This window comes from Burkholderia sp. B10 (genome assembly GCF_004368385.1).
Lineage (GTDB): Bacteria > Pseudomonadota > Gammaproteobacteria > Burkholderiales > Burkholderiaceae > Burkholderia > Burkholderia vietnamiensis.
Genome location: NZ_PQMX01000045.1, coordinates 22,930 through 36,105, shown reverse-complemented (window position 1 = coordinate 36,105; position 13,176 = coordinate 22,930). Strand labels below are relative to the sequence as shown.

General features: G+C 63.6%; 9 protein-coding genes and 1 pseudogene. 6 read left to right on the top strand and 4 right to left on the bottom strand.

The genetic code is table 11. The features are described 5' to 3' along the window. Window positions 1-113: 113 nt before the first annotated feature. From C3Y15_RS21310 to C3Y15_RS21285, 6 genes and pseudogenes are all read left to right on the top strand, one after another. Window positions 114-1,448, top strand: a complete 1,335-nt coding sequence (locus tag C3Y15_RS21310; RefSeq protein ID WP_069246464.1) for an FAD-binding oxidoreductase — start codon at window positions 114-116, stop codon at window positions 1,446-1,448. 71 nt (window positions 1,449-1,519) lie between these two features. Then, window positions 1,520-2,614 (top strand): potassium channel protein, encoded by a 1,095-nt coding sequence (locus tag C3Y15_RS21305; RefSeq protein ID WP_011882450.1) that lies wholly within the window; start codon window positions 1,520-1,522, stop codon window positions 2,612-2,614. Between the two features lie 101 nt (window positions 2,615-2,715). Next, window positions 2,716-2,990: pseudogene (locus tag C3Y15_RS32370) on the top strand (IS3 family transposase); the annotation flags it as partial. A gap of 426 nt (window positions 2,991-3,416) precedes the next feature. After that, window positions 3,417-4,742, top strand: a complete 1,326-nt coding sequence (locus tag C3Y15_RS21295) for an EAL domain-containing protein (RefSeq protein ID WP_224056427.1) — start codon at window positions 3,417-3,419, stop codon at window positions 4,740-4,742. Window positions 4,743-4,953: 211 nt separating this feature from the next. Then, window positions 4,954-6,651: a methyl-accepting chemotaxis protein gene (locus C3Y15_RS21290; protein WP_069224670.1), complete on the top strand. Its 1,698-nt coding sequence runs from the start codon at window positions 4,954-4,956 to the stop codon at window positions 6,649-6,651. Window positions 6,652-7,303: 652 nt separating this feature from the next. After that, the gene (locus C3Y15_RS21285) at window positions 7,304-8,179 is read left to right on the top strand and encodes a helix-turn-helix transcriptional regulator (protein WP_059463121.1); all 876 of its coding nucleotides are present in this window, start codon (window positions 7,304-7,306) and stop codon (window positions 8,177-8,179) included. An 11-nt stretch (window positions 8,180-8,190) separates the two neighbouring features. On the opposite strand, the gene C3Y15_RS21280 is transcribed toward C3Y15_RS21285, so the two are convergent. From C3Y15_RS21280 to C3Y15_RS21265, 4 genes are all read right to left on the bottom strand, one after another. Further along, entirely contained in the window at window positions 8,191-9,099 is a 909-nt protein-coding gene (locus C3Y15_RS21280) for a D-aminoacyl-tRNA deacylase (protein WP_230459730.1), read from the bottom strand. 79 nt (window positions 9,100-9,178) lie between these two features. After that, complete coding sequence (locus C3Y15_RS21275) at window positions 9,179-9,781, bottom strand: LysE family translocator (protein WP_011882443.1); 603 nt, start codon at window positions 9,779-9,781, stop codon at window positions 9,179-9,181. Further along, a complete protein-coding gene (locus C3Y15_RS21270) occupies window positions 9,782-10,594 on the bottom strand; it encodes a formyl transferase (protein WP_059623117.1) in 813 nt (270 codons plus the stop codon). Next, window positions 10,591-13,173 (bottom strand): lyase family protein, encoded by a 2,583-nt coding sequence (locus tag C3Y15_RS21265; protein ID WP_069240308.1) that lies wholly within the window; start codon window positions 13,171-13,173, stop codon window positions 10,591-10,593. Before C3Y15_RS21265 ends, C3Y15_RS21270 begins: the two co-directional genes overlap by 4 nt. Between the last annotated feature and the right edge of the window lie 3 nt (window positions 13,174-13,176).

The following is a 13,176-nucleotide window of genomic DNA, read 5'->3' as shown; positions in this document are numbered from 1 at the left end:
CGCTCGCATGCCTTGCCGTGCGTTCGCGCACGATCCGACCTTCGACAGCCCGATTCGGCGGCGACCATCGCGAATGGCGATGCGCGGCCGGACACCTCACGCCACCGAGAACGATGACGACCACTTATCCGTTGCACGATGCATTGACCCGCGCCGACGCGGTGTTTCCGGCCGAAGCCGACGTGGTGATCGCCGGCGCCGGCATCATGGGCTGCGCGGCCGCTTACTATTTGGCGCTGCGCGGACTGAAGGCCGTCGTGCTCGACAAGTCGCGCATCGCCGGCCAGCAGTCGACGCGCGCGTGGGGTTTCGTGCGGCAGCAAGGCCGCGAATCCGCCGAAGTGCCGTTGATGATGGCCGGCATGCGGATCTGGGAGGGGCTCGAGCAGACGCTCGGCTTCGACCTCGAGTGGCGCCAGGGCGGCTGCCTGTACATGGCGGACAACGAAGAAGACTGGGCGTCGTTCCAGGCGTGGCTCGCCGTCGCCCGCGAGCACGGGCTCGATACGCGCACCGTCACACGCGCGGAGATCGACGGGCGCGTGAGCGGACTCTCCGCGCACGTGCGCACGCTCGGCGGGCTATATACGGCTTCGGACGGCCAGGCCGAGCCGCGTCGCGTGGCCGCCGCCTTCGCCGCGCGCGCGGCGGAAGCCGGCGCGCGTTTCTTCGAAGGCTGCGGCGTGACGGCGATCGAGACGGCCGGCGGCGCGGTGGTCGGCGTCGCGACCGAGCGCGGCACGATCCGCACGCGGCGCGTGATCTGTGCGGCCGGCGCGACCAGCTTCCGGCTGCTCGACGGCGTCGGCATCCGTCTGCCGCAGCACGCCGTGCGCGGCACCTGCATGCGCACCAACGTGCTGCCCGCCGTGTCGGCGTCGACGATCTGGGGGCACGGCCTCGGGATCCGCCAGCGCCGCAACGGTGCGATCAATCTCGCGGACGACATGCAGGTCGACGTCGATCTCACCGTGGGCCATCTGCGCGGCTTGAGCCTGTTCTGGCCGGAATTCTGGTCGCACCGCGAGAAATTCCGGCTGCATCTGAACGGGGCGGCGTGGCGCGACCTCAGCGCACGGGTCCGCGGCACGATCGGGCCGATCGAGCCGCGCGACCCGCAGCCGCAGCCGAATCCTGCGCATGCGCCGCGCGCGCTCGGGAAGCTGAAGGCGATCTTCCCCGCGCTGAAGGACGCGCAGATCGTCGAGGCGTGGGGCGGCCTGATCGACGTGCTGCCCGACGGGATTCCGGTGATCGATGCGCCCGATGCGCCGTCGGGGCTCGCGATCGCGACCGGCTTCTGCGGGCATGGCTTCGCGATGGGGCCGATCGTCGGCCGGCTGCTCGCCGAGTGGATCGACACGGGCGAGCCGTCGCTGGACCTGTCCGCGTTTCGTGCGCGGCGCTTCGTCGACGGAACGATGGTGCGGCCCCGCAGCATGCTGTGACGCGCGTGGGCGCGCACGCTCGCGTCGTAGGCCGTCGTAGAATCGAGCCCGCATTGTTCAGGAGAATCCCGTTGGCAACGCCTTCCGACCAGCGCCGTTCGTTGCGCTCACGTCTGCGTCGCGCACGCGAGCCGTGGCAGGCGCCGCGCGTGCGCACGCTGTTCACGCGGCCCGCGACGTCGCCGCGTCGCACGCTGCTGTTTCGTCTCGGCGCGGTGGTCGTGCTGTGCATGCTGGCGTTCCTGGTGCTGTATCTCGACCGTGACGGCCTGCGCGATTCGACCAAGAGCACGCCGATGGGCGTCGCCGATCTCGTGTACTTCACGATGGTCACCGTCGCGACGGTCGGCTATGGCGACATCGTGCCGGTCACGGCGCGAGCGCGGCTGATCGATGCGTTCTTCATCGTGCCGATCCGCATCGGCATCTGGTTCATCTTTCTGGGCACGGCGTATCAGTTCGTGATCCAGCGCGTCATCGAGGAATTCCGCATGAAACGGCTGCAGAAGCAACTGTCCGATCACATCGTCGTGTGCGGATACGGACTGTCGGGTTCGATCGCCGTGCGCGAACTGCTCGAGAGCGGCGTCGACCCGGCGACGATCATCGTGATCGATTCGCAGCAGCAGGCGCTCGAAGCCGCGACGTCGCTCGGCGTGACGGGGCTGCTCGGCGATCCGGCGCACGAGGATTTGCTGCAGCAGGCGCAGGTGCGTGCTGCAAAGGCGGTGATCATCTCGGTGACCGACGATCCGACCGCGATCCTGCTGACGCTGTCGGTGCGCAGCATCGCGCCCGAGACGAAGATCGTCGTTCGGATCCAGGAGAATTTGTACCAGCGTCAGTTGCGGCAGGCGGGCGCGGACGTGATCGTATCGTCGACGAAGATCGGCGCGCTGTTGCTCGCCGATGCGGTGCACAGCCGTTATATCGTGCCGTTCGTCAACGACATGCTGTCGACGCGCGGCCGGGCGACGCTGGTGGAGCGCACGGCGCTGCCGCATGAGGTGGGGTGCATGACGAACGTCGTGCCGGGGGCGATCGTGGTCGGGCTCGATCGCTGCGGGAAGATCCATTCGTTTTATGAGGATCCGCCGTGCCGGATCGAGGCGGGGGATACGCTGGTCGTGATTCAGTCGGCGAGGATTCCGGAGGGGGATGGTTGAGGGATGCTGCCTCTGATTAAATCCAAATTCGCTCGCAAAAAAGATTGAGTTGCACCTTGCGCGCATGAGGTGGCGATGCATGCGCGGTCCAGTAGTGACATTTGGCCCACGGGCGCTGCTTCCGGTTGTTCAACGTGATTGAAGATTTCAACCGCGAAGCCCTTGATATCGAGATCGACTTTTCGCTGCCGTCAGAGCGCGTGAGCCGTGCATGGCGAGGCCCAAAACGCTGCGGTGTGGTAACGCGCCGGAGTCTCTGAGCGCGGCGATTTTCGAATGGGCTCGACAGTACGACATTCGGCTGGACTACAGCCGTCCGTGCAAGACGCAGCAGAACGCATACCTCGAACGATACAACCGAACCGTTCGGTACGAATGCTGCCGGTTTTCCGCTCCCCGCGGATGAGATCGATCGCCTTCGCTGTCGGCACTTCATCGATCTTCACGAATCGATGAGGGTTTATCTGCCGTATCCGCGGACGTTGCAACGACGCGGAAGAAAGATTCATCGATTCCCAATTTCATCTGACGATTTAAACATTTCTCATTACGTCCAACACAATATTTTTCTCATCAGCCAATAAAAAAATTAATTCGCAGTTGATCGTTTGCGAGGGCTGGCAGTCACGCTGACGCGTCCGCGTGGCAGGGCAAGCGAACCGATTTATTCGGCCGTCTTGAGAAATGTCTCCTTGGCCGGCGAGCGCATCAATTACAGTAAGTTTGCAATGTGCCGACATACCGGTAAGAAGCGGAAGAAGAGCACGGGCAGGCGTGTACCTGGGTATCGAGCGACCGGCGATTGTCCGGAACATTTCGTACAGATGGCCCGCACCGCAACGCATCCGAACCGCCCATCGATACGTATACGTTGCAGGAACCGCGCAGCGCAGCCAGCGACAGCAATAAGAGACGAAAAAAAACGGGGAATCAGGGAATGATCCAGGCTTGGCAACGGGTACTCAATCAGGGCGCATCGACGTTCGTCGCACGCCAGCCTATCGTCGACCGGGACGGCCGGACCGTCGCCTACGAACTGCTGTTCAGGAACGGCCACACGGCCACCGCCGATGTCGTCGACGGCTTCGGCAGCACCGCACATGTCGTCGAGCGTACCGTGGGTGCGTTGGGCCTCGATACGGTGCTCGCGGGCCTCGACGGATACCTGAATTGCACGTCGCATTTCCTGCACTCCGATGTGCCGCAGATCTTGACCGGTCCGCGATTCGTGCTCGAAGTCCTCGAATCGTGTGAACTCGACGAGTCGCTGAAAAAGCGCTGCAATGCATTGCGCGCAGCCGGCTTTCGCGTGGCGCTCGACGATGTCGCGAAGCTCACGCCCGACATCGTCGCGTTTCTGCCGGCAGTCGACATCGTCAAGCTCGAGTGGCCGGCATTCGACGCGCCGAGCGCGCGCGCGATGGTGGGCGATCTGAAACGCGCCGGCAAGATCGTGGTTGCCGAGAAGATCGATAGCCACGAACAGTGGCATGCCGCAATTGGCAGCGGCTGCGACATGGTCCAGGGCTTTTACTTCAGCAGACCGCAGGTGATGGAGGCGCGCCGTCTGGTGCCCGACCTGGGGCAACTGGTGGATCTGCTCAACCTGCTGATCGAAGACGCTGGCGATCATCGCGTCATTCACGCGCTATCCGACATGCCCGTGCTGGTGGCGCAGGTTCTGCGCCTCGCCAACTGCTCCGGCAACGTGAACCCGAAGCGCACGGCCATCGCTTCGCTGCATCACGCACTCGCTGCGATCGGCACTACACGGCTATTCCAATGGTGCAGCCTGCTGCTCTACAACCATCCCGATCCGGAGACGGTTTGTCGAGATCCGCTGATCGCGCTAGCGAGACAACGTGCTTCCTTCATGCTGGACGTCGCGCTCTTCGAGTCCCCGAACGAGACGGCCTTCGCACAGACCGCTTACCTGACCGGCATGCTGTCGCTGTTGCACGTCGTCTACGGCCGGCAACAGGATGAGTTCGCAGAAGAACTGCCGCTCGAGCCGGGTATGAAAGCGGCTCTTACCGGGCGGTCCGGCAAGCTCGGAGAGCTGCTCGGCGCTGCCGAGATATTCGAGCGCGGACGGGATTCCACATCGGAGGGGCAAGGACAGAGATAGCCGATGGCACTTCCTTTGCCCGGCACGTCTGCGAAGGCCGAATGCGTCTCGCGGACCCCTCGCCGGCCGAAGGAAGTCGCCAAGCGACCCGGAATACCGGGCGCAACTGCAGTGATTTCGATGGCGATCGGATGCGTCGATTTTGCGCTCGATCGCCGGTCGGCTTGATGAGACTAAGTCGTTATATGGAACGTCAAATGGAGAATGGCTTATGAAGTACTTAGTTAACCTGCGCATTGGAACTCGCCTCAGAGTGGGTTTTGGCATTACGTTGCTGCTGCTGATGGTGACGGGCGGACTCGCCATGTTGCAGGCATCGCGAATTTATGAGGGCACCCGCGAGATCGCCGACAACTGGCTCGTCAGCGTTCAGACATTGGGTGAAATCAGGGCGCTCGCCAACGGCGTCCGGCGGGCTACCCTCCGGTCCGTGCTGGAAAGTGAGGCTTCGGCGAAGAATAGCCAGCGTAGTCAGCACGATGCCGCGCTGGCATCCATGAAAGCTGCGATGGCCAGCTATGAGAAGCTCGTTTCTTCGCCCGAGGAGCGACAGCTTTTCGACAGTATGGGTAAAGCATGGAGCGCATTCCTGGCCTCCGACGCTAAACTTCTGGCGCTGTCGGAATCGGGCGATGCCGGATTTGCTGCGGCCAGATCGCTTGCGACAGGGGAGTCTGCAATGCTGTTCGCGCAGGCATTGGACCTCGTCGAGCAAGATGTGAAGCTGAACCGCGCGGGCGCGGGCGTCGCGACGGCCGAAGCGGCAACCAACTATCACTCGACGCTCCTGTTGACCGGTGTGTTGTGCGGCACGGCGCTACTGCTGTCGGTCGCTGTCGCATGGTTGATTACCCGTTCCATCGTCACACCGCTCGGTCGCGCAGTCGGCATCGCGGAGACGGTCGCGCGCGGCGATCTCACGTCCAATATCGAAGTATCCGGTCGCGACGAGACGAGCCAGCTTCTGCTGGCGCTGCGGAATATGAACGCGCGGCTGCAGGACGTGGTGGGGCGCGTGCGCTCGAGCAGCGAAAGCATCGCGTCGGGCTCCGCGCAGATCGCTGCCGGCAACACCGATCTCAGCCAGCGTACCGAGGAGCAGGCGGCCTCGCTCGAGGAAACCGCGGCCAGCATGGAGCAGTTGACGGCGACGGTCAAACAGAACACGGAGAACGCGCGGCAGGGGAACACGCTCGCCGGCAATGCTTCTGAGGTCGCGGTCCGAGGCGGGCAGGTGGTGGCGAAGGTCGTCGATACGATGCACGACATTTCCCACAGCTCGGCAAAGGTCGCTGAAATCATCGCCGTCATCGAGGGCATCGCCTTCCAGACGAACATCCTCGCACTGAACGCGGCCGTTGAGGCAGCCCGGGCCGGCGAGCAAGGTCGCGGCTTCGCGGTGGTGGCGAGCGAAGTGCGGGCGCTTGCGCAGCGAAGCGCATCGGCGGCCAAGGAGATCAAGGAGCTGATCAGTCAGTCGGTGGCCAAAGTGGAGGCCGGCACGTCTCTCGTCGACAACGCCGGCGCCACGATGAACGAGGTCGTCGTCGCGGTAAAGCGTGTCACCGACCTCATGGGCGAAATTGCGTCGGCGTCGGTCGAGCAGCATACCGGCATCGAGCAGGTCAATCAGGCGGTCATGCAGATGGACGAGGTCACGCAACAGAACGCCGCGCTCGTTGAGGAGGCTTCTGCAGCGGCGCAGTCGATGGCATCGCAGTCGAACGCGTTACGCGAACTGGTTTCGATCTTCCGCCTGCCTGACGGGATGGCGGTCGCGGCCAGCCCAACGGAGCGAGCGGCAGAGGTCCAGCCGCGCCCGAAGCCGGCCGTGCGAAAGACGGTTCAACGCAAAACCGAGGCCGCAGTCGTGGCCAATGAAAGCGCCGCGAGCTGGCAGTCGTTCTAGTCCGTGACACGTTCTGATTTTCGATGGACCGCCGGCGGGCATGCGCCCGCCGGCGTCGTTTCTTGTTGAACGGGTCGCTGTGACTCGGTCCAGTAAAAATTGCCGACTTCAAAGTCGAAATTTCCGGCGTGATGTTGTCATCGAGACGAGGAATCACGTCGTGAAAGCGGGCAAGTTCACCGAACAGCAAATCCGCTGCGCGTATTAACCCCAAAGCAGCGGCGGCCATGGCCGCTTAGTTTCTGCTTCTGAATCCCACGTAAAGCGGGGATTATCACGCCAGCTTCCTCGGGGACAGCATTCATCGAATCCCGCTGGCTTCGTTTGCCGCGTGCATTTCCCGAAAAATCCCGCCGAGATGGCGTTCCTGGCTTTGCGATTCAGTCCAATCATCGGTCCCGCGACGAATTCGCGACACATATCCCCATGCAGTCCGGCACGAATTCGCGACGTATCGTTCGACCATTTGAGGCGCACTTAAGGTAATCTAACGACGCATGACTGCACTCGCCGGTGAGGACAGAACGGCTTCGCGCGTCACTGGCGGATGCTTCCCCGGCGTGGTGCAACGTGCTTCAGAACGCGCGTGCGGTATCTCTCCAGCGGGAAAGCCGTCGTTTCGCATCAGATTCCCAACCTACGATTGCGACACATGTCTTCTTCAAACTCGATTACGGTTCGAGGCGCGCTGAATTCGGCTGGGGCCGAAGTCGTTCGATCCATGCAATTGCCGTCGGGCATCATCCTGTCAGAATGGACAGGTCAGAACACACTGACCGAATATAAGAGTTCGTCCGAGAACGTGCTGAGCGTCTATTTGTCCGGTGGCGAGAATTGTGCGCAGGTCGATGGCCGGCACATCGTACGCCGAGGCTTTAAAAGCGCGGTCTGTCTGTTCCCGGTCGGCGAAGGCGAATCGCAGTGGCGGATTACCGAGCGCCTCAATTTCCTGCATATTTATTTCGATTTGCCCAATCTGGAGCCGAGCCTGATCCGGTCCTTGCGCCAGCCGGCGGAGGCTTACCGGTTCCGCGAGGTATTCCAGGAGGCGTCCCCCGTCATCAGCGCGGCCGCGACCAGCATCGCGCAGGCCGACTGGAACGACGACACGCTGTCGCTCGGCATCGATAGCCTGATGAGCTGGATTCTGCTGAATGCGATCAGCCGTTACGCGATGGCCGACCTGGAGCGCGTGGATGCGCGCGGCCGGCTGTCGGCGAAGCAGGCCGAGCAGATCCGCGAATATTGCAACGCCAATCTCGGTGAGGCCGTGCGGCTCGAGCATCTTGCCGATCTGGTCAATCTCAGCCGCTATCACTTCCTGCGCAAATTCAAGAACACGTTCGACCGGTCTCCGCACGCATTCTTGACCGAATTGCGGATGCTTCGCGCGCACGACCTGCTGAAACATACCGATCACAAGATCATGAGCATCGCACTCGAGTGCGGCTACGCCCAGCACAGCCGGTTCTCCACCGCGTTCAAGCGGCATTACGGCTATTCTCCCGGCGCGGTGCGCGGCAAGTGACAACGCCGACGTCAAGCGACGGTTTTCGCATCGTTGATCAGGCCGGCCAGATCGGGTGACCTCAATTTTCGATGCGAGAGCGCGGGAACGCCAAGTTCGCTCGCGAGACTACGCACCTGCTGCTTGTGCGCGCCCTTAAGGTTGTCATGAAACGCGATCGCATCGACACCGCCCTTGATCGATCGGGCACACGCGAGCAGGTCCGCCAGGCGTTCGGGCGAATCGTAACCGTACGCGACCAGCCAGTGATTGGGCAGCACGTGCGATAGCGCGAGTCCTTGCGTGTCGCCGTAATCGCGCAGCAGTTGCGTGAAGCCGGGCTCGAAGTGGACGCCGCCGATACAGAGCAGCGAGATCGCCGGTCGAGCGATTCGCTCGCCTACCGTCAGCAACGCGCGTGCCAGCACGTCGACGGCATCGGGGCACGCCCATGCGTCCGTGGTGCTGCCGATTTCCAGATCGATGACCGACGGCTCGACGGCGGAGACCAGGCAACCGGACTGCGCGCCGTAGAGCGGGCCGGACCAGTGCGTGGCCTCCATCCAGGTCGAATACGAATCCAGGCCCGCTTGCTGGCGCGCGTGCTCGACAGCCAGAAACAGGCTGCGTGTGACGGCCGGGTCCACCGGGCTGAACGTTCCGCTTTCCATGTCGCCGGTGGTCTGGATCGTGAAGATCCGGTCGGGCGCGTTCTTCCCTTCATGCCAGTTGACGATCACGATCGCGTCGGCGTCGGCGAAGACGCTGTTCGCCAGCGGGGCGTAGCGCCGATAGTCGTGGCTGAACACGTTGTCGAGCTGCAGCAGGCTGTAGCGCACCGCGCCGGATTGCATGTGCAGGATAGGGCGCCCGTCCACGACGCCATCGGCGTGCCAGTCGATGCCGGATGCCAGAAGTCGCGCGAGCACGCGCGACGACACCGGGTCCTTGTCGAGATCGGTACAGAATGCCAGGACGATGTGATTCACGGTCGAGCGTTTCCTTGAGGGGCGAGCGAGTTCAGAACAGCAGGAACACGATCGAAGAGGCGGACAGCAGCGCCATGATGCGCTGGAGCGTCTTGCCGTGCAGCATGCGGTGCATCATGAGACCGCATACCGCCCAGATCGAGTTGCACGGGAAGAAAACGATCCCGAGCGTGAGCGACAGGAGCGTCGCGTCGACGTAGGCGTTCCCCGTCAACGGCAGGAACGTCGACGCCGCGCTGGCGCCGAGCAGCCAGATTTTCGGATTGACGATCTGGAGCAGGGCTGCCTCGCCGAACGTGATGGGACGCTCGATCGAGCGGCGTTCGGCGTGTTCGGACTGAGCCGTGTAGAGCTTGTAGGCGAGGTACAGGATGTACGCGGAGCCGACCACCTTGAGTGCGTGTTGCAGCAACGGGTGACGGCTCATCACGCTGAACAGCCCGAGCGCGACGACCATGAACAGGACGACCACGCCGACCGAGATGCCGGTCAGCGATGGCAGCGTGCGCCGATAGCCGAATTGCGCGCAGTTGGCGGTCGTCATCAAGTTGTTCGGCCCCGGCGAAATGATCAGCGGGGTCGAGAACAGGATGATCTGCAGCAACTTGCCGACAAGTGCATCGTCAACGTTCATCTAACTGGTCTCCTTGCCGCGATTCGGGCCTGCCGCCAGCCGGCGGCGAATGGCGCCGAGGTGATGCACGAGTTCGACGAGCGGGCCGCGGTCGCGCATGCGATAGGTGGAGCCGACGTTCGGCTGCGGCTCGCTGCTCCATGCGGCGATGTCGGGTTCGCGCTTCAGGCGCGCCACGAGGCTGTCGATTGCGGCTCGTTCGGCGCGCGAATAGAGCGTTTCCGAATTGTCGTCCGCGCAGAACCGAACCGAATGGCGGCTGATGATGGCGCCGGTATCGAGGCCCGCCGACACGCGGTGGATCGTCGTGCTCAGCTTGTCGAGTTCGCCGTGGTGCAGCGCAAAGAAGAAGCAGTGATTGCCTCGGTAGTACGGCAGGTGGCCACCATGGATGTTGATGATGCGGTCGGCCGGGACGAGCGACAGCAAGGCCTCGCCGATCTTCTTGGTGCCCATCACGATATAGACGTCGGAAAGGTCGTCGCGCAGCGCATCGAGCACGGTCGTGTCGTTGATCCATGACGTTTCCAGATACCGCACGCCCGCATGACGTCGAAGCGCGTCCCATGTGCGCGGTTCCCGCTCGCGAACGAAGTAGCGCCGCCGGTACGCGTCATAGCCGAACAGCCTGCGTCGCCATTCGTGATAGCGCGTCCACAGATACGCGCGATAGTGGCCGTTGCGCAGCAGGCGCGATGCCTGTTCTCGCCCGGGCTCGACGATGACGCGAACGCGTCCGAACGCGTCGAGGATTTCCGCGGCGAGATACAGATGATGCGGGCCGTCCGAACAAAGCAGTGTGATGTTTGTCATGCTTGCACATTCATGAAGCACCGATCGAGCGCCTGCCTTACCGCAGTCTCGCGCGATTCGCACGATCGCTGGCGTCGGCGCTGCTCCAGCAGGCGGGCGGCGAGTATCGTCAGCGCGGCGTGCGTGTTGCGCGTCGACGGTCCGCTGCCGCCGTCGAGCCGGTCGAACACGTGCGCCCCTTCGAATTCGTCATGGAGACGCCCGAGCAACGCGGCCGCGGCGGAGCCGAGCGGATCCGCTGCGGCATCCGGCGCGGCATCGGGCGGGCTCGACAGTGCACGACCGACCGCCGCGTGGGCGTCCCTGAACGAGGCCATGCGTTGCTGCACCAGCGATTCCGCAACGAGCGTTGCGCCTGCGTTGCCCATGTCGATCGCGCGGCGCGCGGCGTTGGCGTCGAAGCGGATGCCGTCGATCGAATAGACGAGCACGCTCAGCATGTCGATGACGAGTCCGCTCATCTCGCTGACGGTTTCCACCGCAGTGCGGCTTGCCTGATAGGAGTTGCCGGTCGGCAGATGCGATAGCGAAGAGAGCGCCGTGGCGCAATATCCGGCGATGCGATCGTGGCCGAGGCGCAGCCATTCGAGCAGATACGGATTGCGTTTTTGCGGCATGTTGGACGACCCGCCGTACATGCCGTCGGGCAGCGTGACGATCGCGATTTCGCGCATCGACCAGAGCTGAAGATCCGTCGCGATACGGTTCAGATTGCTGCTCAACTCGGTCAGCAGGCAGGCGCAGCGCAGCGCCGGATTCTTGTCGGTGATCGCGCTCAGCGAGTTGAGCGGCCCCGTCGAGAAGCCGAGCAAAACCGCCGTGCGCCGCGGGTCGGTGACGAACGTGGTGCCCGCACCGGCGCACGCGCCGAGCGCAGAAGAGCCAAGACCGTCGCGCAGTGACGCCAGCGCGTCGAGCGTGCCGAGCAATATCTCGCACTGCGCGACGAGATAGTGGCCCGCCGACCCCGGCATCGCGGTTTGGTATTGGCTGTAGATCGGCAGCAGGACCTCGGCCGAATCCGCGGCGCGTCGTGCGAGCGTCTCGCCGAGATCGACGACGCGCCGCGTGACATGCGACAGCGCCTGACGCACGGTCAGCAGGAGGTGCGTGGCATTGATGTCATTGCGTGAGCGCGCCGCCTGAATCATGCCGCCCGTGTCTCGTCCGCAGCGGTCGATCACGTACTGCTCGTAGTCGAAGTAGTCTCCGCGACCGGAAACATGTTCGCTCAACAATGCCGGATTCGCCTCCAGCGTCGTTACCGCTTCTCGCAGCGAGCGAAACTGTTCCGCGCTGAGAATCCCTTGTTCGCGCAGCATGATCAGATGGGCCTTCTCGATCGCGAGCAGATTGACCGTGAGCTTGCCGAAGCATGGGGGAGAGGATTCGTAGACGATGTCGTGAATCGCGTCGCGGCCGGGAATCGTCCGCTCCGGATCGTCGTAAAGCACGCGCGAACGCATCCGCAGCGACAGCGCTTTCCGGAGCACCGAGGACGCGCTGCGGCCGAACGAAATCACGTAGCCGGCGCGATCCGAAAAGTCGAACTTGCCGGCGTTGACGCCTTCGTCGCGAAACAGCCCGGCATCCGCGCAGCCGTCCGGAAAATCGATGCCGACGTAGCGGCGCCCGACTTCCGGCACGACGAACGCAACGGCGCTGTACAGCGCGGGTGTCGGTACGACGAACTGGCTGCGACGCGACAGATGGCTGCGCACGTACAGGTCGGCGATCGACCATCCATACGCACGTTCCATCAAACGGGGAATCATGCCGCCGGCCAGGCGCGCATTGATCTCGATGATGGTGATCGTGTCGCCGTGGACCTTCAGTTCCGTGTGCGCGGGACCGAACGCGTAACCGACCGCATCGAGCGCCCGCCGCACGGTATCGACGATGCGGGCCTGGGTCGCCGCGTCGAGGTCGGCGGGCAGGACGTGCGCCAGCTCCAGGAAATGGGGCGGTTTGGTCAGGAACTTGCGTGTGACTGCGAGCACATGGTGTCCGTCGGCGTCGCTGAACGATTCGACGGAGAACTCCGCGCCCGGAATGAAGCGCTGGCAAATGAACGCGCCGCCCGATGTGTCCGGAAAGTCCTGCTCGCGTTCGACAAGGCGCACGCCGATGCTTCCGGTGCCCTGCCTGGGCTTCACGATGACCGGATAGGTCAGCTTGCGCGCGGCATCCGCCGATTCGATCGCCGTCGTGTACGGGTACGGGACGCCATGGTCGCGCAGCGTATCCTGAAGCCGCAACTTGTCCCGGCATAATGCGACGGCCTCCGCGGGCGTGCCAGGCAGGCCCAGGCGCTGCGACAGTCGTGCGGCGTTCTCGATGAACGCGTCGCTCGTCGACGCGATATAACGCACGTCCGGAATCTCGCCGACGACGCGCTCGAGCGCGTCGACAGACTGCGTGTCGCAATCGATCACCCGAACCGCAGGCGACAGTCTCGCGAGAAAGGGGTAGCGCGCGCGGTCGCGCACGAGAAAGCAGGTTTCGTCATGGTTCAGCGACGCGTCGAGCAGGCTTTGCCCGAACCCGGTGGTGTTCGATTCGATGTAGACGATCGCCATGAT